This window comes from Ulvibacter sp. MAR_2010_11, from assembly GCF_002813135.1.
Taxonomy (GTDB): domain Bacteria; phylum Bacteroidota; class Bacteroidia; order Flavobacteriales; family Flavobacteriaceae; genus Altibacter.
Genome location: NZ_PHTY01000001.1, coordinates 583,671 through 608,401, shown reverse-complemented (window position 1 = coordinate 608,401; position 24,731 = coordinate 583,671). Strand labels below are relative to the sequence as shown.

The 24,731-nt window shown below is 36.3% G+C and carries 23 protein-coding genes and 1 tRNA gene; 7 read left to right on the top strand and 17 right to left on the bottom strand.

Annotation, left to right across the window (positions count from 1 at the left end; all coding sequences use genetic code 11):
- Positions 1-2: 2 nt before the first annotated feature.
- Genes ATE92_RS02910 through ATE92_RS02900 form a run of 3 tightly spaced genes read left to right on the top strand, consistent with a single transcriptional unit; the run spans position 3 to position 4,688 of the window.
- On the top strand, positions 3-3,197 hold the full coding sequence (locus tag ATE92_RS02910; RefSeq protein WP_100802272.1) for an efflux RND transporter permease subunit: 3,195 nt from the start codon (positions 3-5) through the stop codon (positions 3,195-3,197).
- Positions 3,184-4,506, top strand: a complete 1,323-nt coding sequence (locus ATE92_RS02905) for a TolC family protein (RefSeq protein WP_100802271.1) — start codon at positions 3,184-3,186, stop codon at positions 4,504-4,506. The genes ATE92_RS02910 and ATE92_RS02905 overlap by 14 nt, the downstream gene beginning before the upstream one ends.
- Complete coding sequence (locus ATE92_RS02900; protein ID WP_100802270.1) at positions 4,506-4,688, top strand: CPXCG motif-containing cysteine-rich protein; 183 nt, start codon at positions 4,506-4,508, stop codon at positions 4,686-4,688. Before ATE92_RS02905 ends, ATE92_RS02900 begins: the two co-directional genes overlap by 1 nt.
- On the opposite strand, the gene ATE92_RS02895 is transcribed toward ATE92_RS02900, so the two are convergent.
- Positions 4,689-6,242, bottom strand: a complete 1,554-nt coding sequence (locus tag ATE92_RS02895) for a hypothetical protein (protein WP_100802269.1) — start codon at positions 6,240-6,242, stop codon at positions 4,689-4,691.
- A gap of 222 nt (positions 6,243-6,464) precedes the next feature.
- Here ATE92_RS02895 and ATE92_RS02890 point away from each other — a divergent pair.
- Both ATE92_RS02890 and ATE92_RS02885 read left to right on the top strand, forming a co-directional pair.
- Positions 6,465-6,537: transfer RNA gene (locus ATE92_RS02890), tRNA-Met, on the top strand.
- Positions 6,538-7,783: 1,246 nt separating this feature from the next.
- Entirely contained in the window at positions 7,784-8,065 is a 282-nt protein-coding gene (locus ATE92_RS02885) for a DUF2188 domain-containing protein (RefSeq protein WP_100802268.1), read from the top strand.
- Between the two features lie 125 nt (positions 8,066-8,190).
- On the opposite strand, the gene ATE92_RS02880 is transcribed toward ATE92_RS02885, so the two are convergent.
- From ATE92_RS02880 to ATE92_RS02850, 8 genes are all read right to left on the bottom strand, one after another.
- Entirely contained in the window at positions 8,191-8,673 is a 483-nt protein-coding gene (locus tag ATE92_RS02880; RefSeq protein WP_100802267.1) for a hypothetical protein, read from the bottom strand.
- Between the two features lie 5 nt (positions 8,674-8,678).
- Complete coding sequence (locus tag ATE92_RS02875; RefSeq protein WP_100802266.1) at positions 8,679-9,572, bottom strand: hypothetical protein; 894 nt, start codon at positions 9,570-9,572, stop codon at positions 8,679-8,681.
- A gap of 1 nt (position 9,573) precedes the next feature.
- Entirely contained in the window at positions 9,574-9,954 is a 381-nt protein-coding gene (locus tag ATE92_RS02870) for a hypothetical protein (protein WP_100802265.1), read from the bottom strand.
- Positions 9,954-11,789 (bottom strand): DNA adenine methylase, encoded by a 1,836-nt coding sequence (locus ATE92_RS02865; protein ID WP_100802264.1) that lies wholly within the window; start codon positions 11,787-11,789, stop codon positions 9,954-9,956. Before ATE92_RS02865 ends, ATE92_RS02870 begins: the two co-directional genes overlap by 1 nt.
- A 214-nt stretch (positions 11,790-12,003) precedes the next feature.
- Positions 12,004-12,750: a hypothetical protein gene (locus tag ATE92_RS02860; RefSeq protein WP_100802263.1), complete on the bottom strand. Its 747-nt coding sequence runs from the start codon at positions 12,748-12,750 to the stop codon at positions 12,004-12,006.
- Positions 12,751-12,901: 151 nt separating this feature from the next.
- A complete protein-coding gene (locus tag ATE92_RS13960) occupies positions 12,902-13,078 on the bottom strand; it encodes a hypothetical protein (protein WP_157809540.1) in 177 nt (58 codons plus the stop codon).
- 232 nt (positions 13,079-13,310) lie between these two features.
- Entirely contained in the window at positions 13,311-15,512 is a 2,202-nt protein-coding gene (locus tag ATE92_RS02855; RefSeq protein ID WP_100802262.1) for a DUF262 domain-containing protein, read from the bottom strand.
- 278 nt (positions 15,513-15,790) lie between these two features.
- The gene (locus ATE92_RS02850; protein ID WP_100802261.1) at positions 15,791-16,237 is read right to left on the bottom strand and encodes a hypothetical protein; all 447 of its coding nucleotides are present in this window, start codon (positions 16,235-16,237) and stop codon (positions 15,791-15,793) included.
- A gap of 19 nt (positions 16,238-16,256) precedes the next feature.
- Here ATE92_RS02850 and ATE92_RS13955 point away from each other — a divergent pair, with 19 nt between their 5' ends.
- The gene (locus ATE92_RS13955) at positions 16,257-16,457 is read left to right on the top strand and encodes a hypothetical protein (protein ID WP_157809539.1); all 201 of its coding nucleotides are present in this window, start codon (positions 16,257-16,259) and stop codon (positions 16,455-16,457) included.
- A gap of 69 nt (positions 16,458-16,526) precedes the next feature.
- Here the strand turns inward: ATE92_RS13955 and ATE92_RS02840 are convergent, their stop codons facing one another.
- The 8 genes from ATE92_RS02840 to ATE92_RS13950 form a co-directional block, all read right to left on the bottom strand.
- The gene (locus tag ATE92_RS02840) at positions 16,527-17,063 is read right to left on the bottom strand and encodes a thermonuclease family protein (RefSeq protein ID WP_100802259.1); all 537 of its coding nucleotides are present in this window, start codon (positions 17,061-17,063) and stop codon (positions 16,527-16,529) included.
- 10 nt (positions 17,064-17,073) lie between these two features.
- Positions 17,074-17,982 (bottom strand): hypothetical protein, encoded by a 909-nt coding sequence (locus ATE92_RS02835; RefSeq protein ID WP_100802258.1) that lies wholly within the window; start codon positions 17,980-17,982, stop codon positions 17,074-17,076.
- 10 nt (positions 17,983-17,992) lie between these two features.
- Positions 17,993-19,333 carry a hypothetical protein gene (locus ATE92_RS02830; RefSeq protein WP_100802257.1) on the bottom strand — a complete coding sequence of 447 codons (1,341 nt, stop codon included), beginning with the start codon at positions 19,331-19,333 and terminating at the stop codon, positions 17,993-17,995.
- Positions 19,323-19,715 (bottom strand): TerB family tellurite resistance protein, encoded by a 393-nt coding sequence (locus ATE92_RS02825; protein ID WP_100802256.1) that lies wholly within the window; start codon positions 19,713-19,715, stop codon positions 19,323-19,325. Before ATE92_RS02825 ends, ATE92_RS02830 begins: the two co-directional genes overlap by 11 nt.
- A gap of 75 nt (positions 19,716-19,790) precedes the next feature.
- Positions 19,791-20,513, bottom strand: a complete 723-nt coding sequence (locus ATE92_RS02820) for a hypothetical protein (protein ID WP_100802255.1) — start codon at positions 20,511-20,513, stop codon at positions 19,791-19,793.
- A gap of 212 nt (positions 20,514-20,725) precedes the next feature.
- Positions 20,726-21,391 carry a response regulator transcription factor gene (locus tag ATE92_RS02815; RefSeq protein ID WP_100802254.1) on the bottom strand — a complete coding sequence of 222 codons (666 nt, stop codon included), beginning with the start codon at positions 21,389-21,391 and terminating at the stop codon, positions 20,726-20,728.
- 3 nt (positions 21,392-21,394) lie between these two features.
- Positions 21,395-23,059 (bottom strand): ATP-binding protein, encoded by a 1,665-nt coding sequence (locus ATE92_RS02810; protein ID WP_157809538.1) that lies wholly within the window; start codon positions 23,057-23,059, stop codon positions 21,395-21,397.
- 46 nt (positions 23,060-23,105) lie between these two features.
- On the bottom strand, positions 23,106-23,264 hold the full coding sequence (locus ATE92_RS13950) for a hypothetical protein (RefSeq protein ID WP_157809537.1): 159 nt from the start codon (positions 23,262-23,264) through the stop codon (positions 23,106-23,108).
- A 358-nt stretch (positions 23,265-23,622) separates the two neighbouring features.
- Between ATE92_RS13950 and ATE92_RS02805 the strand changes: the two genes are divergently transcribed.
- Positions 23,623-24,276, top strand: a complete 654-nt coding sequence (locus tag ATE92_RS02805; protein WP_100802252.1) for a hypothetical protein — start codon at positions 23,623-23,625, stop codon at positions 24,274-24,276.
- Positions 24,277-24,731 lie beyond the last annotated feature (455 nt).

The window sequence follows — 24,731 nt, the reverse complement described above, 5'->3', positions numbered from 1 at the left end:
CTATGCGAAATGTTATCGCTTATTTTATAAAGTATCACGTGGCAGTGAATGTAATTGTTATTGCATTCTTGTTGTTTGGACTTGCCGGCGCATGGTCGTTAAATTCGTCATTTTTTCCCTTGGTGGATTCCAAAAATATTTCGGTAAGCATTGCCTATCCGGGAGCATCACCACAAGAGGTTGAAGAAGGTATCGTCCTAAAAATTGAAGACAACCTCAAGGGTTTGGATGGGATAGATAGGGTTACTTCCACATCGAGAGAGAATAGCGGAACCATTAATATTGAAATTGAAAAGGGCAAGAATATCGATTTTATGCTCTTGGAGGTAAAAAATGCGGTGGATAGAGTGCCTTCTTTTCCTGTAGGCATGGAACCTTTGGTGGTGGCCAAACAAGAAGCGATACGTGAGACCATTAGTTTTGGTGTGAGTGGGAAGGACATTTCACTAAGTACTTTAAAGCAAATAGGGAGGCAGATAGAAAACGATTTGCGAGCTATTGACGGTATTTCACAGGTGAATATAAGCGGATATCCCGAGGAAGAAATAGAAATTGCAGTTAACGAGAGCAGCCTCCTGGCCTACGGAATGAGCTTCGAGGAAGTATCTCAAGCCGTTAGCAATGCCAATATTTTGGTGACGGGAGGAACCATAAAAACCGATGCCGAAGAATACCTTATTAGAGCCAATAATCGCTCCTATTACGGGGATGAGCTTTCTAATATTGTAGTACGAGCAGATGCTTCAGGTAGAACGGTACGTCTAAAAGATGTTGCTGTAATTCGCGATCGTTTTTCTGAAACACCCAATGCGACCTATTACAATGGCGACCTTTCAGTAGAGATATCGATTACCAGTACCAATACCGAAGACTTAATTTCTTCAGCAGACAAGGTAAAAGAATACATAGCCGATTTTAACGATAAGTACAACAATGTGCAGCTAAATGTTATAGACGACCGCTCCATAACACTGGTACAGCGCACCCAATTATTGTCTGAGAATGCCATTATTGGAATGATATTGGTGTTGGCTTTTTTATCACTTTTCCTGAATACGCGCCTCGCCTTTTGGGTGGCATTTGGACTACCGGTAGCCTTTCTGGGAATGTTTATGCTGGCAGGATTTTTTGACGTGACCATCAATGTGCTTTCGTTATTTGGAATGATCATCGTAATTGGAATTCTTGTAGACGACGGAATTGTAATTGCGGAAAATATTTATCAGCATTACGAAAGGGGGAAACCACCTATTCAGGCTGCCATCGATGGAACCATGGAAGTAATTCCTCCCATCGTTTCGGCAATCATAACCACTATTCTGGCATTTGGGATCTTTTTATTTCTCGATGGTCGGATTGGTGATATTTTTGGGGAAGTTTCGGTAATTGTAATACTTACCTTAGGGATTTCCTTGATCGAGGCACTAATTATTCTACCTGCGCATTTGGCGCACTCAAAGGCCTTGCAGCCGGTAGATAACTCCCCCAAAAAGGGCATTGCCAAGGTTTTTTCAAAATTGCGTTATATCAATACCTTTGGGGATAAGATTATGCGATGGTTGCGAGACCGTATCTACAGCCCTATGTTGCGTTTTTCTCTGGAAAACAAATTTCTTACATTTTCATTTTTCATGGTTTTCTTGATCCTTACGTTGGGAAGTATTGAAGGCGGAATTATACGTACCACCTTTTTCCCTCAGATTGCGAGCGACAGGGTACAGGTTACGTTGAATATGCCTAACGGAACCAATGAGAAGGTAACAGACAGTATTATTTCTTTTATTGAAGAAAAGGCTCGGTTGGTGAATGAAGAGATGACCAAAGAGTATTTGGAAGGCACGGACAAGGAGTTGTTTAAAAACATTATCAAGAATGTGGGTCCGGGTGCTTCGGCGGCTTCACTTTCCATCAACCTGCTACCGGGAGAAGAACGCCCCGATGAGGTGAGTTCTGAATTGGTTACCGGCAGACTTCGCGAGTTGGTAGGTCCCGTTTTTGGTGTGGAAAGTCTCGTTTTTGGTGGCGGTGGAAATTTTGGCGGAAGTCCGGTTTCGGTATCCTTGCTTGGAAATAACATCACCGAGTTGAAAGCGGCTAAAAAGGAACTGAAGGAGGCCATGGAAAGCAACGCCTTGCTTAAAGATGTAACCGATAACGACCCGGCAGGTATCAAGGAAATTAGACTGGAACTGAAGGAAAATGCATATTTACTGGGGCTTAACCTTCGCGAAATTATGTCGCAGGTACGGGCGGGCTTTTTTGGGAGTCAGGCGCAACGTTTTCAACGAGGACAGGATGAAATTCGTGTGTGGGTGCGATACGATCGTGAGAACCGCTCTTCCATAACCGACCTGGATGCAATGCGCATAACAACCCCAACCGGCAACCGGGTTCCCTTAAGTGAAATTGCCAATTATACCATCGAAAGAGGAGATGTGGCAATAAATCATTTGGATGGAAGACGGGAGATTCAAATTTCGGCCGACCTAAAAGATGTTGAGGAAACTACTGCCACAGAAATTCTGGAAGATTTGAAGGTAAATGTCATGCCCGAGATACTTTCAAAATACCCAACTGTGAGTCCGTCGTATGAAGGGCAGAACAGAGAGGCAGGAAAACTAATGGGCTCCCTAAAACCGGTAGGTCTTACTGCCTTATTGCTCATCTATATTACCATTGCGTTTACCTTCAGAAGTTATAGTCAGCCGCTATTGTTGCTGTTGCTTATTCCGTTCAGTTTACCGGCGGTAGCCTGGGGACACTGGTTTCACAATTTCCCTATTAATATTTTATCGATGTTGGGGATTATAGCTTTAATTGGAATTATGGTCAACGATGGGCTGGTACTCATTGGAAAGTTCAATATAAATTTACGCAACGGGATGAAATTCGACGACGCTATTTACGAAGCCGGGCGTTCCAGATTCAGAGCTATCTTTTTAACTTCCCTAACTACCATAGCCGGATTGGCACCATTGCTTTTGGAGAAGAGCAGGCAGGCACAGTTTCTAAAGCCTATGGCGATTTCGATAGCCTACGGAATAGGATTTGCCACCATATTAACGCTGTTGCTGTTGCCGTTGTTTTTATCCTTTAGCAATCGATTTAAAACCACGTCGAAGTGGCTAATTACAGGGAAAAAAGTGACGAAAGAAGAAGTAGAACGCGCGATAAAAGAACAAAATGAAGAACATTAATATAGCCCTTTTTCTATTGTGTTGTGTGAGTGGGCTTATGGCTCAACAGTCGCCCTTACTTACCAAAAAAGATGCTGTTGCCGAAACGCTGGAGCGCAATTTCGGGATTGTAATCGCCAGGAATAATGTGGCTATTTCCGAAAATAATAAAAGTGTGCTCAATTCGGGGTTTTTACCTTCTCTTACAGGGAATGCGGGTGCCAATTATAATATAGAAGATCAAACGGTTACTTTTCAGGACGGAAGTGAAAGTACGGTGCAGGATGCCGAAACAACCCGGTACAATGCTTCGGTAAATCTGGCCTATACCTTATTTGACGGCATGGGGCGTTATTACGATTACAAACGTTTGAAGGAAGAATACAATTTGGGTGAATTACAAGCCCGGGAGACCATAGAGTTGACAATGCTTCAGCTGTTTACGGTATATTTTGAAGTAGCCCGGCTTTCTGAAAATGTCACTGTGTTGGACGAAACCTTTCAGAATACAAAAAATAGATTGACCAGAGCCCAATACGCCTTCGAATACGGACAAGTAAACAAACTGGAAGTGCTTAATGCCGAAGTGGATATTGTGACAGACAGTATCAATTTAATGAATGCGAAGCAGCAATTGGAAAATGCCAAGCGGGATTTAAATGTGGTAACCAATGAAGAGAATTTGGAGCGGCAATTTAGTGTCGATACCACCGTTGCGTTTTCCAATCCGTTGCAGTTGGAAGCCTTTATTCGGGCAGCAGACACCAATAATGTAAGGCTGTTGCAGGCCAACAGGAATATTAAAATTAGCGAATACGATTACAAGGCGAGCAAATCTATCTATCTTCCCTCGGTTGGGTTAGCAGGTGCTTACGGTTGGAATGAGGGGAATTTTCCGGCTACAAACTTTTCGAGCTCCAGCACCACCACCGGATTTTCGGCGGGGGTTACGCTTCGGTGGAGTCTGTTTGATGGAGGCAGTGGTATTACCGCTGTTAAAAACGCGCGGATACGAACTTCGAACGAGGAGTTGTTTAAAATGCAGATTATTTCAGAAGTAAAAAGAGACATTGCCAATGCCCGGGGAGATTATGAAAATAGATTGGCGATTTATAGACTTCAGGAAAAAAATGTGCTTACGGCGACCAATAATTTTGAACGCTCTAACGAACGATATAAGCTGGGACAGATTACTTCGTTGGAACTTCGGCAGGCACAGATAAATTTATTGAATGCCCGAACCAATAAAAATTTGGCCAAATACGAAGCCAAATTGGCTGAATTGGAATTACTGCAATTAACGGGGCAACTTTTGAACACCGAATTGTAATGGAAGAGCATTTTTTTCAATGTCCGTATTGCTGGGAAGAGATTTCGATGTTACTGGATACTTCAGTGACTCAGCAAACCTATATTGAGGACTGTGAGGTATGCTGTAATCCCATAGAAGTTTCACCTCGATTTGAAGGCGGAGAATTGGTGTCGCTTTCGGTAAAAAATATAGAGCAATAGTTAGCGATCTCCTCCGGTAACGGCACTTTTCAGGCCTTTTTCGGCATTTAGCCAGATGTAATTAAAGAAAGATTTGTTTTTGGTCCGGACGATTTCACCATTTCCGTGTCTAAACGGATCCCCGTCGTTATCACTGTTCTTTTTAATAATAATATTTGCAAGCATGGAGGTGAGCCATTTTTTCCGTCTGCCGTCCTCATTCACCACAGAGACTTTAAATTCGTCGTACTTGATTTTTAAATCCACGTGAGACATATTTTTATCACCCGAAACGGTAAAGAAGGTTTTGTCGGCTTCCCCTTCCAGAAGCACTCTTAGGTTGGGTTCGGTGAAGGTGTTGAGTTTTTCGGCCGCTAATTTACCAATGGTGGCCTTAAAGATAAAGGTATCGGCAGGATCATTCACATCGAAATTCCAAGCTACATGAAAAGGCGTATTTTTCATAAAAAGGGCCTTGATATCGATATTGGTTTTGGTGGGTGCCGAATAGGTGTTGCTCACGTTTGACAGTCCGGCGTCGATTTCAGAAAACTGAATCGTACCTCCCTGGGTATCTTCTTTTACCTTTTCGGTATAGTGAATTCCGGCCTTACCAATGGCAACCGAATCTAGTGTGAGGGGAAAGGGTAGGTTGCGCAGCATTTCGCTGTACATGGGCTTTATTTTTAGGTCGTCGGCCACCAATTTGTTACGATAGATGTCCAGATGCGGATTGCTAAGACGCAGCAATGCACTCTTCAAATAAAATTGAGGCGATGACAATCCGAAATCGGGTTGCAGCAAGCTAAGAGAATCTACGGTAAGGTAAAAATGATCTCTTTCTTTCCCAATGGATTGGGTGAGTTGGCTGCGGCTCATTTTCGTTTCCATAAGGATATTTGTACATCCTGCGACACGGTTGTTGATGGAAATATTTTTTGCTGAAAGATTTTCGTACAGACCAATTTTTACAAAGATTGAATCACTTTTTATGGTGTATTCTGAAAAGTTAAACGGCACGTTATTGGCTAATGTTTCGCCGGTTATAGCCACATTTTTAATCGATACTGAAATATTTTCGGCAACCATCACTAGCGAATCCTTTTTACGCTCCAGGATTGTGAGTCGGCCATTGTTAATTTGAAACGATTCGATGCCGAAAGTCCGTTGTAGGATTTCGACGGAAGGCGGAACGGAATCTATGGTGCGGGCGTTTTTGTAATGTACAATATTGGGGTTGTCGAATATGATTTGGTTAAAATTGATGGCATCATTGAAGAGATAGTCCCAATAGCTGAGGTGGTCGATGCTTGTTTTGGGGACGTTAATACGGGTATGTGTCGCAACCGAATCTTTTTCTTTAAAGCTGAGTTGTATGTTGTCCAAGCTAACAGAGCCGTTCCACCAGTGCACATTTATGTGTTCGTACGAAACGGAGCGTTCTGCGGTAGAGGCTTTTTCGAGTGCGTCTTGCAATTTGGATTTTAGCAGGAAATTTAGGGAAATAGAAATAGCGACCCATACCAGAAAGAGTATAGCAAGAATTTTTAAAAGCAGGGAAGTTTTGTTTCTCATTGCTTAAAAATAGCAAATAAGCACCTGCTGCAGAAAACTTTATGATAGTATGTTAAATTTTATGAAGTAACTTCTTGGAATCCACAAAATCCTTTGTATCTTTGCCGTCCACATCGCGGGATAGAGCAGTATCCCGTAACAAGTACGGGACAGGGTACCTACCGGTTTAGTACTTAAAATAACAAACAAAGAGAAAAGTTTAATTCTCTTGCAAAGACACATCGCGGGATAGAGCAGTAGGTAGCTCGTCGGGCTCATAACCCGAAGGTCACTGGTTCGAGTCCAGTTCCCGCTACAAAGAAAACCAGTTACGGGAGTAACTGGTTTTTTTGTGCCTTAAAAAAGCGAAATTCATTTCAGCTTTTTTAAGGCATAAAAAACCATAAAAGCGCTTCGCGCTTTGGTTTTGTTTGGGCTGTTTCCCATATTCTGGTCCAACGACTGAGTAAGCGAAGGAGTTAATCCAGTGTCATCAATAATTATTTAATTTCAGCTTTTGAGGACGCACAAAAAAGCCTTTAAGCGCGAAGCGCTTTGGTTTTGTTTGGGCTGCCATCCCTCTGGCCCATCCCGACTTGTTGGGTCGGGATGAATCCAGTCATCTCGTTTACGTATTTTGATCTTCTTGAATGATGAACGACCTAGGTTTTGTTTGGGCTGTTTCCCATATTCTGGTCCAACGACTGAGTAAGCGAAGGAGTTAATCCAGTGTCATCAATAATTATTTCATTTCAGCTTTTTTAAGGCATAAAAAACCATAAAAGCGCTTCGCGCTTTGGTTTTATTTGGGCTGCCATCCCTCTGGCCCATCCCGACTTGTTGGGTCGGGATGAATCCAGTCCCCAAAAAAAGCAAATACGGTTTCTTCAGAAACCCGATTTTTTATTTTGAAAAATGGGAAGTATACTTATAGATTTTTTTGAAATAAAAAATCGTTACCCTGTATCGGATTTGCTTTTAAACCCCACCATTGTGGATCATCCCGACTTTTTAGAGTCGGGATGAATCCAGTCTCTTTCGTTAAGATTTTATTTCAGCTTTTGTAAACTTAACTTTCTTTTTCTGGTCAAAAAGAAAGTTACAAAGAAAACGACCTTTTTCCTTTTGCGAGGAATTTCTTGGCGGAGCCAAGAACCGCGCCCAAAACTTCGCGTCATTCGCATTGGGCGAATTCCTGGATTTCGAAGCTTTTGGCCGCCTATTCTGCGCAAAAGGAAACCTTCAAATAATTACTTTCTAAAACTCCGCGTCCGTCTCTGGCGGACTGAATCCCTGCCTGCCGGTTTACATGCCGAAGGTATGCAGGCAGGTCGGAGCTTTGCGGCACCTATTCTGCCAAAAGGGAATTTCTTTGGAATAGGGATTGGTTAATTAGTTAATTAGTTAATTAGTTAATTAGTTAATTAGTGAATTAGTTAATATAATAGGAAATAATTTAGCTTTACTCATTACTCATTACTCATTACTCACTACTCACTACTCACTACTCACTACTCACATCTCACTAAAATAACTATCTTCACAAAACCAACCCATAAAAAATGTCTCAAGGAAAATCATGGTTAAAAGCGCTGCTGGAAATAATTAAAGTGCTCTTTGAGAGTTCGCGGAAAAATGCAACGCCCAGAACCTGGCATCAACATGTGGTGCCTTATGAGGGTGATTGGGCGGTACGCCGTGAAGGCAATAAACGCATCACCACCAAACACCGCAAACAAAGCACAGCCATTGATAATGCCAAGCGCATTGCACGAAAAAAGAAGGCGGATGTGATCATCCACAGAGAAGATGGGACCATAAGAGACAGGGTGAGTTTTGATTGAAGTAGTGGATTGAGCTAGTATTAAGAGTTCTCTTAATTGGATTAATAAGAGAATAAATCTATAGTTATATTTTGAATTATTCTATCTCGACTAGTTTGTATGTAATTTCAAAAAATACTTATTGATTATATAACACTATTCATTCGGTCAATATCCTTTTTATTAAAATCCCATTTTAATACTTGGATTTTTCTATTTGGTCTAAATTCCAAAATATCTTTTCTATTGAATGATGTAAGTAATTTTACCAAAGTTGTACCCATTCCTTGTGGTGCAATGAGAATTGACAAAATTGGCAAAGCAATACAGGAATATCCAATTAATTGAGAAAGATTTATTAAAGTTAAGTATCCGTTTTTGCACTCAACAAATACAAGTTCCACTTTATCTTCATATTCTATAAACCCAGTGATATCTTGCCTAATTTTGAAGGTTGTAAATTCAGGAAAATATTTTTGATACTTAAGATTAATTATGAAATTTAACAAATCACTATCGTGAGTATCTAAAACAATTATTTTCTTTGATTTCTTTCCAAATTGTTCATTTAAACGTTTCTCTAACCAGTTGATAATGTCTGGGTACATTTCGATTTCGTTGGCGTACATTTGCTCTAATTTTGTTTATAGCAGTAAAGACATTTACAGATTTCTTTAAATCCATTAAAATGCTTGCCTTGTAGTTCTTGGGGTAATTTTTCGTGTGTTTCGTGTGGGTGAATTCTCTTAGAAGCTTTTCTTTGTGATGTTCCATCACAAAGTTTTTGGCTATTTGTAAAGTTTTTTTTGTTGTAAACAGACAATTCTTGTAAAACCTCATTTTTGTGAGAAATATAGAAACCTACTTTTTCAAAATCTTCTGCGAAGATTTTCATTTGATGTTCTTTTGCCCAAGAAGTAGTAGTTGATTTGGATTTTGAGCTTCGTAAATTTGGATGCCCATAACCAATATATTGGACAGCAATATTTAACGATTGAAATAATTGGCAAAGTTGGGGTGGGATATACCAATTCTTATTTGAAATTTCAATATAAACACGATGTTTTCCTCTTTGGTCTTTATTAGAATCTCTTACATAAGCCGTTACGTCAGATAAACCTCTTAAAAACTCCTTTTTATTTGTGTCTGATGTATCAAAGATTGGTTCAGGGATTTGAAAATTGTGATAACTAAATCTTGTTCCATTTATTAAAAATTTGATGAAGAGCCAAGATATGTCCTCTTTTTCCCATTTGAGGGCAAGTGATATTTTTTTGTCAGAAACATCTTTTTGAACATTAATTCCCATATTCTGCAATCTTATAACAACACTGTCAAGACTTGTTTGAATATGTAATTTTTGGTCTAATGATAGGCTTCCAGCGATAACTTTTTGAGTTTTATACTCAAAATCAATAACTATTCTTTTAATATCAACATTGTATTGAATTTCTCCTCTGCCTGTAATTAAACCAAGTAAATAGGAAATATCTGGAGTTAAAAAATTAGATATTTTATTTTTCTCCATATTAATTTGGACCTAAAGTGAAACCATTTGCAAAAAGATCCCAAATTAGTTTGTTATAATTAATTCTTTTATCAAAATGCTTATAACCGTGTCTACTATTATTTTTAGCCCTACCCATCAATACAACAGGAGCAGTATTGTCAGATACAAAATATATGCGAAGTTCAATTCCCCATTTTGAATTTGGGTCGGCATGAGGAGCCCAAACGTAATATGGTGGTGCGTTAGAAATAACTGGTACAGCTACTCCTGTTAATAAAGTATATTTGGTGTCAAATCGGCTTTTATCTATGTGTCTCATTTCTGCTTCTATAAGAATTCGATTAGAATTTCTTATTGAATTAAAATAAGTTACTGCTTGTTGAATTTCTTGCGGTGTCATTACTCTGGCTTTCTTAAAATGATTAAATACTCATGAACTTTATTTACTATAAATTTATATGGATAACCTAATGGTCTCATATTGTTATATTCTTGTTGTCTATCCCAAATAATTAAATCTTCTAAATTAAATCCAACTTCTTTAGCGATAGTTATTGTGTCAATGTGTAAGGGATAAAATGTGCTTTTTTTTCTTAAATCCATTACATTCAAAATGTAATAAGATTTTGGCTTTAGAACTTTAAACACTTCACTTGAAACTTCTTTAAGTGCCTTTAAGAATTCATTATAATCTTCGATGTTTCCTAAATCTTCATAATCTTCTGAGTAATTTATATTTTCCTTATTATCAGCTGTTCTCTTTCTATTTAAAATGTCCCAATAAGGTGGCGAAGTAATACATAAATCAACAGAATTTTCATGAATATCATTTGATAAAAATCTGGAATCATTTATGATATATTTTGAGTTCAAACCATAATTATCGAAATTATATGATTCAGTCACTCTTTTAATAAATAAGTCTTTAAATTTTTGGCTCAAATCAAAACCAACTACATTCTTTTCTTTTAATAAACCAGCTATTAAAGTTGTGCCAGAGCCAGCAAATGGGTCTAATACTAATCCGCCATTTGGTTTGCAGAAAGTATCTATTAATTTAGATGCCAATTTAATTGTAAAAATAGCAGGGTGTTTTAATTTTTTTTCTTCTTCGGATTTTCCTAATTCTCTCCAAATACTAAAAGAATTTTGCAGCCATTCTTTACCGGATAAGTTGTTTACTTTATTAATGGTCTTCTTTGTTTTAACTTTAAAAACATATTCAAAAGTTAGTTGTGGATCTTTTACTGTTTGATTTATACTTTTATAACGCTTGTGATTTTTTGTTAAGGTATCAACCTCGCCAACTCTTTCGAGAGCTTTTATGATTTTGTGATGTTCTATAACACCTTCATTATTGTAACTTAAAAATATATATTTAGCTTTTGAACTGTTTAATACTAAATCTTCTAAAGCACTTAATGCATTAACTTTAGAGCAGTATTCTGATTTTTGATGTTCATATTCTCGCATCCCAGTAACTCCATAAATATTGGGTTCTTTTTCAAACCAACCTTCTGCAATTAGTTCAAGGATAAAGTAATTAGAAGCGTATTGACGTGAATTATATGGGGGGTCTAGATATAATAGATCCGGCTTAATTTCTTTGATTAAATCGTTCGCATCTCTTTTGAATGCTTTATTTTTAGTAGTACTTTCTATAATTGGAACTTGCTCTAATATTATAGGGTTTAATGCTCGTTTATCCCAAGTTTTTAAAAATGCACCATAGGTTCCAGAAACATTACTTACCAAATTAACCGAGCGTAATAAAGACGTAATTAAATAGTAATACTCTAATTCGTTAATAAATTTGTTTTCTTTCCATTCATGTATAATTGCTCTGAATGTATCTATTTTAAGAGCGTTTTCATCTGTAAAATATTTTCTTTCTCCATTAGGTGAATAGTTTTTGAAAATAAACCCCTCTTTAAGCTCATCAATCGAATTCAAATAATCAAAAATAAGTTGATTGTTGTCTTTAATCTTTAGTTTGCTCTTAAGCTTTTTAAAAGTGGGTAGTTGATTGGTTTCAATATATGTTTTTGAAAGAGCATATGAAAACTCAAGCATATCATTTGAGTAAACAGTATATCCTAATTTTTTAAAGTGTTGTCCTACAGCAGTCGTGCCAGCAAATAAATCTACAAAATTAGAATCTCCATTAACTCCAGTTGCTTTTACCGCCTTCTCAATAAAAGGTAGAAGTTTGGTCTTTGCTCCGTAATATCTCATATTTTAAACATTTACTTTTTAGAGCTAAATTTTTGATGCTTGATAAATAGTTTTTTTCTCCAAGCCAAATATAATGTAAACACAAACCCATTCAAAGAAAGTTAACTGCTAAAATTAATAAATCAGGGAGAAGTGTAAATTTATGAATATTCTTTGGTATAAATCATAATTATGATACGAACTGGCATTTACCTTTTTTTAGTAACTAAGGTTTTTAAACTGTTTTGTTTTCCGACTTCCATTGGTCAATATCATAACTTGAGAAAATTGCTGCGTCCAATTCACAGGGATAAATTTTGGCGTTTTCACATAATTCATGTATCCCGTCTAACACAAAATGATAATAATATTTGTCACTCAGAGCCGCAGCTGTTAGACTTACTGGAAATCCAAATTTATTGAGCCAGCTTATTATTCTAGAGTCAATTGGAATTTCATATTTGGTCAGGCCGAGTGCTTGTAAAAAATTTCGAGATTGCTTTGGACCAAATCCCTTAAATTGGTCGTTCAAATAATCAGCCATTTGCCTTTCACCTAATTTTGATGGATTTTCATTTAAATATTCTAACTTATCAATTAACTTCCAGTCATCTTTTACAATCTTTCCAATGTTGTCGGAAAAGTATATACTGATTTTATTAATATATCTAGTTAGTCCGTTGTCCTGAAGTATTTGTTTAATAAACATTTCTGTGTTTTCAGTTTCAATAATTTTTTTGTTCGTTATTGGAAAAGGTTTCAATTGTAAAAATTTTCCAACTAAAGAATTTGGACTCGAACGTTGTTGAGAAGTCAATAAGCACATTAATAAATTTTTGATAATAGCATCTTTACTAAGTTCCACATTCTTTTTTTCGACATTAAGTTTTATTCTACTTTTTACAAATTCATTATTATTTTCCTTTAAAACTTTTTTAATTTTATGAATATCGGTTGTATTAATAGTCCAAGATATTTTCATTTAGTTTTCTTAATCATATTGAAGTGGTTGTAAAATATCATTATTAACAAAGAAATAAAGTTGCCTGGATAGATATAATAAATAGCAACTGGAATATATATAGTTTAGTAGGTATTAATTTAAATATTGTTGTCAATTATTCTAATGTATGTTAAATTTCATTTTTCTCTAAGTTAGCATTCAATTCTGGGAATTTCATTATAATATTATTGACTAATTCCCATGTTCCTTTTCCATGTTGATTACTAAAGACATAGGTTTTCTCATTTGTTTGAGAAAAAGTGAAATTTGCAATTAATAAAAGAACTATTAGTAATTTTTTTTTCATTTTTCTAAAATTATTGCCAACGGTTTAGTCTAACATTTCGGCGGGACTGCTACTTTTGTGAGTGTGCTTCAGAAACAGCACACGGTGCTGCGTGCTATTCGGAAGGACGAACAAAAGTAGGTATGCGTATTAGTCGGAACCTCTTTAGTTTTTTAAATGTAGTAATTTATAAATTATTGACCATCTAACCGCTGAATAGTTAGCCAGTGTTAGGTGCTGCCTTATTCATTCGTTATTTCAATTTTATTTCAACAGAGTTTTCTGGCATATTAAATTTTTGCATAACATTTCCAATTCTTGTCATACAAGCTGATGCTGATATATTTATGTGTATAAAAAATAAGTCATCATTTAGTTCTTTTTCTTTATCCCATACTTTTCCGTTAAATGTTTTAAAACGACTTGATAAATCCACCTTAGCATCAATTAGTTCTTTTAAAGAAGACCATTTTATAATTGTTTCATCTCTTCTAAATAATTCTGTTTGATTATCAAGTATAAATTCGAAATCAAAACCTGGATTATCCCTTAAATATTTTAGAAATTTAATAAAAACATCTTGCCAAGTTTTAACTTTAATGACATCTTCATTGATAAGAAGCTCCACAGGCTTGTTTCCTTCAGCCATTTCGCCAGCGTCCGTATCCAAAGGGGAAAAAGAAGTTTTTTCAATTTTTTGGGTGTTCCAATTAGCTTTGTCCTTATATTCTTCTGGCAATGGAAATGTCGATAAGAACCAGCTTATCATATTTGTCTGATGTTGTTTTATGCTATCTTCATTCCAAGTATTTCTACTAATTATATCTAATCTAAAATTTAGAGAAGAAGTTGCTAATTTTCGTTTCTTTTCTTCAAAAGATTTGTTACCAATTTCACTGTTAAATTCAGTAAGTATTAAATTTCCAATATTATGTAAGTAAGTTTTATGAATTTCGTTAAAATGTTCACCTAATTCTACTTTCCAACTATTCTCTAATGTTTGAGGCATAATATGTTCAATTGTTATTTTTTTATCACGAAAATCTACGGCTACTTTTGTATTGTGTTCTTCTATCTTTCCTAATATTAATTTTGAGTATTGTTTTAAACCTTCATAATAATTCATTGAAGCTAAAGTGTTTTTCATCTCGTTATCATTAGGTAACCTAAGTCTGTAAAACATATTAGTCAATAACTCAAGCATTGAAACAGTTCCATTTGATAAAGATTCGATTTTTTTACTCAGAGTTACTATATTTTTGTTCTCTCCTTGTGTTAGTCCTAAAATTCTTCTTCTAATTAGATATGTTCTTATTGTTCGTAAAGTGGATATTAGAGTTTCATCACTCAGCCTCCTATCGTTCACAGTATATTGATGATATTCCAATAGACCTAAAACAAATGGTTTAAATGCTTCTGCTTTTATATCGTGGAAGATATTTCTAAGTAACTCCTTAATTATTCTATCATTCGAATTATTTGATGAAATTGATTCAATTACAATTTCTGTAATTATCCATTTATAACATTTAACAATGCGAACAATATCATCTATAAAATCATTATGACTATCAAATTCAGTTTCAACAAAATCTTTAAATTGTTGATACAACTCTTTTGTGTTATTATCACTAACAACCTTTAATGAGCTCGCTGTTTTGTACTGTAAATAGTCTCTAAAAAATTTTGAAGTATTTTCATAAAGAATTTCCTCAATTTTTGGATGCCAAATTTTTTCGTATATATCCGATTGCTTATCGCTTTCCATATTAAGCAAAACAAAATTTCGCACAAGGTCAGATAGTGTAAGAGGCTTACCCAAAGAATTGAGTGTTTCAAATATTATTTGAGGGTCTTCGCCTTTAAATGGTCTTTCATCCAAGAATATTACTGCAACATTCATTCTTTGAATTGCCGTAATATATTGCTCAAATTCTACTTGAGGGTTTAGTCTTTTCTTTTCATTAATAAGTTTTTTCAATAAGTCGTAAGCAATACTAATTACACCTGGACTTGGCTCTGATTTATTCACTAAAGCCCTATAAGAATCCCAATCTTTTGTTACTTGTTTAAGTTTGATCTTATCTTGAAAAGACGAGGCGTTATTGGTTAAATAGTTTTGTTTAATAAAGTCTTTTTTTAATGTGTCTGTTTCAGAATCACGTAATGCAATTAAAAATATGAGTGTTGTTGTTAATCGTTGCTGACCATCAACTACAACTGATTTGTTAGCAAAACCTGCTTTTTCTTCTTTAATTACAACTGTTCCAAAAAAGTGCTCTAGTTTATCGTATTGTTTATCGTCTAATTCTGATTCTATTATTCTTGAAATATCACTGAAATATCTTTCAATTTCAGGTCTTCCCCATGCATAAGCTCTTTGAAAGGGTGGAATAAAAAAAGAAGTTGCATTTTTAGCTAAAACATCATTTATTGAGTGACTTTCTGTTTTCATTTATTTCTTATGTTTTTCAATGTTGGTTGTTTCTTTAAGGTTGCACTTAACACGTTTTTAGTTTCAAGTTGTTATCGCTATCCTCTTTAAATGCTATCCTATTTAAATGCTATGATAATTAAATTGGTTACTCAAAAATAAAATATTCCCATGCAGCGGCAAGGGGGAACTAGTGTTATATTGAATTAATTAGGGAGAGGAGTAAATATATGCAAATTGTTTGTTTTTTATAATGTTAGGAGTTCTAGTTCTTGGTTATAGTAATGTTCGCATTAATTTTAATACTTACTTTTAATTTCATTCAAAAGCCTGTAAACCTTTTGTCCATTTTCTATATTGTCAAATGATATTACGCCTTCGTTGCGGTAACCATAAAGTTGTGGATCGGCAGGGTCTGTAACACACTTTTCATTTTTTTCACATTTAAAATGAATAATTGCCATTTCAGGGCAGATATCAGAACACCCGGGGCGTTCAGGGAGAATTTCTAATGAGATAAATACCTCTGATAATTTACCAGATACTCGGCCAGTCCTAGCGGCCCCGGTGTCAAATTTAAAGTTGCCGAAATTATCGATATCAGCATTATAGATAACCCCGTCAAATAGCCCTTCAAGTTCAGTGATTAACTCTTTTAATTCAGGTTCTTTTGTATTAGCATTTTCCTTTTCTTTACAAGCATTTAAAAAGATAAAAACTGACAGTATTACAATTACATTCCTCATGATATTTTAATTTTCCGTTATGAAATCAATCCTCCCACCCACACAATGTTCTTCCTATATTCTTTGCCTCACTCAGCGAAACCGTATAAATGTCAGTGGAGCAGTTGGACAAGCCTCTGCAATCCTTTTTATAATGGTACTTTTTGCTATAGTTGCCTTTACAGATATAGACATCTGTCACTACGGTATGAAACGAGCTGCTCAACATGCCTATTATTAAAAGGCTGCCTACTAAAGCTTTACCGGGGAGTCTCATGATATTGGTTATTTAGTAAATTAAATATACAATTTATTTCTTTCTGTCGGCCCGCCATTCCCACGGAGGAATAGGGTTGGGGTCCTGCCATAAACCTAGCTTGGCGGCTCGTGCTGCATCTTCCAATTGCTGTAAGCTAGGATCGTCCGAGTATTTTACGAAATGCCAGGCATAACCGTGTTTTAATAATTCTTCATTTAGGATCAATCCCTTCCCATATTTCACATTGGCAATTAAGCGTTTATTTCGGTCTTTACTTAGCACTGTAATGGTCACTTCTTTGCCAAAGATCGCATCCGATACAAATTGTTTGGCGCTTTTAGAAAAAGGCTGCTTTTTCTCGGGGCAATCGATGTTCGCCAACCGCACTCGGTGTAGTATAGAATCTTGAGTCAAGAGCTTAAAAGTATCGCCATCGGTGATGGAGACTACTTTGCCGGTGAGGGTATCCGTTTTAAAACTTGCATTGTATACTTCGGTTCCATTCCCACTACTATTAACACATAGCCATGATTGTAAAAGTATACTCAGGAAAAAAATATAAGGGTTTATGTTTCCGAATGAAATCATAGAGATTCTATCAAAATAATTGGCGCAGTACTGATTTAATGCCGTTTAGATCATTTGAAGTTCTCACAACTTTAATTTTATTGTCTTCAGCCCCCATATCTAAAAACCAATTTGTCCATAATCTTTCGAGGATTTTATATTCATCAGGACATTGTTTTAATGGTTTTATCTTTGTTCTAGGCGTTAATGAGTTTTGAATACAATCGGGGGTTATTTCTAAAAGAGTAATAGTAGTGTTACTTTTTAATTTATTTCCTGAACTAATTATTTTCCAGTCTCCCATTTTAAAATCTTTTTGCCAATTTGAACTCGATCTTAATGGGTCTAGTATTGACCCCTCTAAATGTCCTACAGAATTTCCAACTCTTTCGGGGTTTTCCCCTGCCATATACATATACCCATCTGTGAAAATAATAATGTGGTTTTTGTAACCATCTTTTAAATAATTATCAACACTGTAACTAAAAAAGTCGTAAATATTTGAACCAAAATAATTTGGATTTTGCTTTAATGCAATTTCATAAACTTTATCAAATGTTGTTAGTATTTTTGGATTTCCCTCCTTTGGAAATTGATTTATAAAGTATTTAAGTCTTGTTTTAAAATCTCTCCCGCCAAAATCAATATTCATTGAGCTTGTTAGCGACAAAATATTCTCATCTTCTAAATCAGGGTAAAAAAGAATGTTCAGCTTATCTTCAGAATAAATATAACCACTTCTGTACATGCTTTCAACCTTTTGTCGAAAATTAGTGATGATGTACTTCATTAGTTCCTTATCCTTTTGGGGTTGATTTGAATTTTCAATCCGTGAGGAAAAATCAAAGAATATAATATAATTGGAAGGTGTTGGAGTTTGTCCGTAAACAACTATTCCCAAATTTGAAATAAGTAATAAGAATAAAAATATTTTTTTCATGTTATTTATTTTAATTGAGCGACACTAATGAAATTTCTTCATTTTTAACTTGATCGATGTCTCGTAATGTAGCGGAAGAACTAATGAATTTATTAAGTTCATTTTTTACTAAACTTATTTTTTCTGATGCCCCGAAATCACCATATTTATATTGAATATATTGATTCCACCCAATTGTAAATTGAATTAATGCATTTCTTAATTTATCCTTTCCACCAATCCGTATGAGTCTGATAGACTGTTTGATGTTGCCGATTTCTTTTTCAAGCTCTCTTATTTCATCAGGGATTAAATGACTAGCCTTCTTCAGTAAATAACTTCTCTCTCCTTGAACTCTTTCAATTTGTTTTTCAAATCGTCTCAATTTTCTGCGCCATCGATTTTCAGGGTCTTTCTTTTCGTATTCTTTACTTGCTTCATGTGTTATTAAACTCCAGATGATATATCCAACAAAACCCAAGCCCAGTATTAACAGAAAAGCTGGTTGTTTATAACTATATTTTAATTGCTCAATTAATCCTGTTGGAAATTGATTGCCAAAAACACCTCCAACACCTTTCCAGTTAAATAATCGTTCCTCGAATTTAATAGCAAGAATAATATCCAATCCCAAAACCAAAACAAGAAAAAGTGAAATACCAATCCACGCTTTGTATTTTTTACCTTCTTCATAAATTAGGTTTTCTAATTTGAAATGGATTAGAATTGCTATGGCTAGAAATAATATCGGAAGTAATAAAGGCCCAATACTTATAGCGACTTTGCAACCTCCATTCCCAAATAATTGGTCCAATGAATTCAAAACTTCGGGATGACAATCAAACGCTATATTCGGCGAAAATACGGCAGGAAGATCAAATAATACATACCCCAGATTAACATAAAAATAATAGATAAATAGTATTAATAGTAATGAAATAAATGCACCTGTATAAAAAAGCCAAGGTTTATATTTGGGGCCGGTATCTATCACTTCACGTGGATCCTGAGAAGCAAGATCATCACGTTCTCTCTTTAAATTATTAATTTCCTCCTCTTTGTCTTTAACCTTTGCCTCTTTAATTTGTTTAATTTCTACAGTCTTATCTTTTATCTCGTTTTGAATGCGTTCAATTTTTTGTTCTTTTTCTAAAATATCATTTCGTTGCTCTTGTGTGTCTTCTTCTTTTTTGACGATATGTCCGCTTTCAATTTGTCTTAAGTGAATGGTATACATTTCTAAAGATGCTTTGCATTCCTCAGAGGAATCCCTGCCAAACTTTGTAAAGGATGTAACATATTTGGCAACAATACTATTGTCAACTGATGATTTTGAATCTGAATTAAGTAATTGACTCCTATTAAATTTCATCTTCAAAGTATTTTTTAAAATAGGTTTCTAAATCTTCATGTTCTTTGACAGAATTCATCATAGAACTGTAAAGGTCATTGTATAAAGTAGAGTCGAAATTAAATTCCTTTAAATATTTATAAAAGATTTGTTTCTCGCTATCATCTACTTTTCCATCAGCGAGGATAACGCACATTAAATCATATAAAAAATGAATACGTTCTTCCACGGTCACCGGATAAATAACTAATTCGGGTTCCGGGTTTCTGATTAACTTTAGAATATCTTCACCTGAAAGGCCTAGGTCTTTAGCTCTTTCATTAATAATAAAAAGTTCACGGCTATCAAAAAAACCGTCTGCATACGCCGTTACCAGTAATGCTCTTATTCTAGATATTTTCATTTGTATCATATCAAATTATCTCAAACTTACGTGCCAATTTTATTAATTCCTTACGGAATACCGTAAACAGAAATTCTAATCCTCCCCATAAAAGAAGTCATGGATCTTAATAATATCATCCCGTCCAATTTGTACAAGGTTCTGTGTTTCTTTTAGATAGATGCCCAAGGTGCGTTCGTTATAGACAAACTTCATGGCGTCGTTATAATTACGTACTGTATACATATCGCCTTCCATCTTATAAAAATTGATGGTAGTATCAAAGCGTTCTTTAACGCCTCTATTAACGATCTTTCCGTTGCGCAGTCGTTCCTTGATACTGGCTTCATCCCGTTCAGAAGAGGCTGTTTTTACATAGACTGCCATCATATTCAACCATTCTTCGGCATCGATTATCATCCAGCGTACCTTCGAGAAATCTACTCCGTATTCATTCACCCATCCGTAACTTGTAAACCCGAACAGAACGAACTTTTTTCCGTCCAACTCAGGCTTTTCTGCCAATTGGAATTCTTGAATTTTGTAGGTGATTAATGAGGTGGCCGACATGTCTTTGCCTTTCTTTCCATCAAAATCGAGTGTTTTAAGTGAAAAACTGGTCATTTCAGGTTGATAATTCAAAACCCATTCTGTAGCCTTCAGCTCGGCTTGTTCCTTCATCTGTTCAACGGCTACAATAGCCCCACCAATGGCGGCTAAGCCGGCTACTGCTGCAACTATTCCTGCTCCCTTGTCTTGTGCTTGTGCTTTGGGTACTAACAACAGGGCCAATAGTAATAAAACAGTTATTTTTTTCATAAGAGAAATATTTGGTTGTATCCCCAAACCTAATTACAACCACAATAATTTCCTTACGGCTTTCCGTAACCTCTTAAAAACAACAAAAGGCACTCTTTCAAGTGCCTTTATATGCTCCCCGGCATTCAATTAGTAAACTAACCAATTGCTATAACAAGACTAAAACAAAATGAAACAACTTCCTTACGGGATTCCTTAGCAGCGCAATTTTTTTATATAAGTCCGATGTCCTTGACGATCGCTACCAAATGAATGGCGTTATTAGCCTTAAACTGTATGCGGAGTTTGTTTAATCGCTTTTCGATAGAACTCAAACTACTGGGGGAGATGTTACTGTTTTTAAAATGGGAACTCACCTCGTCCTGAGAAAGCCCCCGGGACAACAATTGCAATAAAACAATGTCGTAATCGTCAATTTCTAACGCCTCCCGGTCGTTTAAAGCATGTGCTATCTGGGGGGATAAATAGGTTTTCTCTTCATCCAGCGCTCTAATGGCATGTGATAATTCTACCAATCCCTTGCGACCCTTGCATACATAGGCATCGGCAAAGTTGTTTTGCATAAGACTGCGTACACGTTGCAGTCGGTCTTCCACGGTATAAACAGCAATCTGTAAATTTGGAAAGGCTTCACGAACCGCTTTTATCAAGGCATCTCCCGAAGGGTATTTTTGTTCGCGATGGTCCATTTTAAAGGAGAGGTCGGTGATAAGCAGATCAAAAGGTTGGCCATCTGCGGCTGCTTTTTTTAGTTTTAAATAGGCATCGTCGCAATACTGCACCTGTATCACTTCTTGGATCCCCAAAGAGGCAGCCACGGTCATCACCCCGTGATTTATACTATCCAGATCGTCCGATATCAATACTTTGGTAAACATAGGCTACAAGATAATGGTGGCTTTAAACCCCTTTTCGTTATCCGATTCAAATCTAATATGCCCTTTGATGGTTTCCATACGGTTTTCCGTATTCAGCAAACCGCCTTTCTTTTTTAGATCGCAACCTACGCCGTTGTCGGAGTATTCTATATGGAACTTTGATCCTTTTTGTGAGAAGCCCACCACTACTACCGAAGCAGCGCTATGCTTTCGCATATTGGTCATTAATTCCTGAAGCACCCTATATAGCGTAGTTTTCTTTAAGTCGGAAAGACCCTCCCAGTCAGGTTTTGCGATATTTCTGGTGATGACAGAAACCGAAGCACTTTGATAACTTGCCAACAGATCACCGAGGATTGTGTCAAATGGGTCGTGAAGCTCTATGGCGCTGCTCTCTTTCGAAATATCCCGTGTTTTGGTATAGATGTGCTCCAAATCGTCCAAAACCCCTTCGTTGGCTGCGGAAGAATTTTGAAGCTTCGTCATTACGTGATACACATCGTTGGCTACCTCGTCGTGTACTTTTTTTGAAATTCGGGTTTCGGTCTTAAACACTTCCTGAAGTGTTTTTTTCTTATGTCGATTTCGCAGTAAAAAGAAAAGAAATACCCCACTTAAAATTACCAATCCTCCTATGGACTGAGACACGATTTTCGAACGCTTTTGTCTTTCTTTTTCGAGTTCATTCACATTGGCGCGTTCCTGCTCCTTTTCAAAATTAAATTTGATGCCTGCGTATTTATTCTGCTTCGCCAGATTGGCTTTGGAAAGACTATCGCTCAATCTCAAGTAATTGCTGAAGGTAGCATCGTTCTTACTCTTTAACAGATTGATAAGCGCATTTTCAAGATAAGAAGCACTCCTAAGCGCGGTGGCTGTTTCATACCCTTTTTGAGCGTACTCCTGTGCAACTTCAAATTGGTTCCTATCCATGTGGTATTCGGCAAGATGCCGGTAACTGGAATAGGTTCCGGTAAGATCATTTTTGGCAAGCCGAATCTGCAATGCTGCCTGCATGTGATCCAGCCCCTGAGGCATGGCCAATTTGCTTTGTACAAATCCCAGATTATCCTGTGCCTTTGCGATGGTAAGGGAGTCGTTTTGCCGCATCGTGAGCTGATAGACCAGTGCCAATTCTTCCTGTGCCAATTGATACTCCTTTGCATCGGAATGTACATTCGCTTTATTGTTTAAGATTATGATGCTGTCACGTGCGGTACTCGCTGCTGCCAAAGCCTTGTCGTAATAATATAATGAGGTAGATGTATTCTGAAGGGTTCGGTATACGCGTCCTAATTGAATATAAAAGGCATTTTTAGCTTCCGAAATAGTTTCGGAAGGTGAAAGTTTATCCAATAACTGAAGTCCTGTTGCTGCGGTTTCTTCACTTTCGTAGTAATAGCCCAGTTCGTATTGTCCAACCATCACCAAGCGCAACGCCTGTGCTGCAGACAAGCTGTCGTTTCGCTTTAAATAATCGGTCGCGTTTCTCTGAAAAAAAGCAATGGCTTTGGTAATATCCGAGTTAGAGTCCGGCGTATAGATCACCTTGGAATAGTAGGCAGAACTGTCTGAAGTTGCTTGAGAAAACCCAATACATGGAATGCTCATTACAGCCCCAAATAAGAGATAAAAGAAAAAGAGGGATGTAAATGACAGCATTTTCATCCCTCTAAAGTAGTGACAAATTCTTAATGATTATCACTTCCGGTTTCTATCCTCCCGGTGGTGGAGGTGGAGGGGGTGGTGGCGGATTAAAATCGTCACCACAACAAGCTTGTGGGGTTGCTACTTGTTCTAATGCCTGTGGTGTACAGGCTTGCATTCCCAAATAGAGCATTGCAGCTCCCAGAATTATTATTGTATTTTTCATCTTTATTGATTTAAAAATTAGAAATAGGAGTTGCTGTCCGAGTTTTTACTCAGCTTATTCTAGTTGCTTGGCAACCCCATACATGTTGAAGAGAATTCCCTTCTTTTTTGAGAAGTAGGGAGTGTAGAAGAAAAGCGATTCGATTACTTCTCAACTGGTCTAGCCACTTTACTTTACAGCTCCCGTTTAACATTAAAGAGAATCGTAAACCCTATTACGCTTGGGTGTTCTTTAATGTTGAGACAAATATCTGGTGCAATCTAGAAAGGTGGTTAGAAAGAAGATAGAAACGTTTTAGAAGATCGTTGGAAATGTTTTTTCTAACTATTTTCCAAAAAGAAATTGTAATTTTCGGGTGATGATGCAAAATTCCACTATTCAGAATAAACTATTGGAGAAGCTGTTTGAGCAGGCCTTATCAGAAGGGGCTCAGGACAACCCGCATGGTTTGGCTACCCATATTCATAATGAGATGGATAAGCGGTCTTTAAAGCCACCTACACCAAAAACGATAAGCACCTATTATCAAAAATTAGAGGATAAGGAAGTATTTACTATTACTCGACACACGCTTGATGCTTTTTCAAAATATTTAGATTTTATAGATTACAATGATTTTATAAAAAGGAATTCGACCGAAACATCAAAGCGCTGTCTGTATGTGATTATTATTTTGCTTGGTATTATAGCTTTTCTGGGATATGAAAATTTTAGAAAGAAATGTATGCGATGGGAAGAGGATAGGTTTGTTAGAGCGCATTGTGATGAAGATGGAATAACGAAATTTGATCCTGGGCTTTATCACAATTTTAAAAAGCTTAAAGCTCAGTGTGATAAGACCTTCTTTTTTAATACAGATGGAAGTCCAAAAGTTTGGTATTATAAACGGGGAGAAAAAGATTTGGAATTATTCTCATCTTCCGGAGTGCATCCTTTAAAACGGAACGATCTCAGGAAAATCAATGTGGAAATGATTAAAAAGCATATCTGTCCGGATTTCAAGGGGAGTTAGAAGTTAAATTTTAATTTTCTAACATCTAACATCTAACATCTAACATCTAACATCTAACATCTAACATCTAACATCTAACATCTAACATCTAACATCTAACATCTCACATCTCACATCTCACATCTCACATCTCACATCTCACCGCTAACAGTGAAGAGTGAATCGTGAGTAGTGAATAGAAAGGAGGGATTAGGAATTAGGGAATAGGGAATAGGGATTAGCGAATTGGTTAAGAGAAAAGAGAAAAGAAAAGAGAGAATAGAATTTAATTTTGCTCACATCTCACATCTCACTGCTAAAAGTGAAGAGTGAATCGTGAGTAGTGAATAGAAAGTAGGGATTAGGAATTAGGGATTAGTAATTAGGGAATAGGGAATAGGGAATGGGGAATAGGGAATGGGGAATAGGGAATGGGGAATTAGTGAAGAAAAGGAAGAAAAGAATTAAGAATTAAT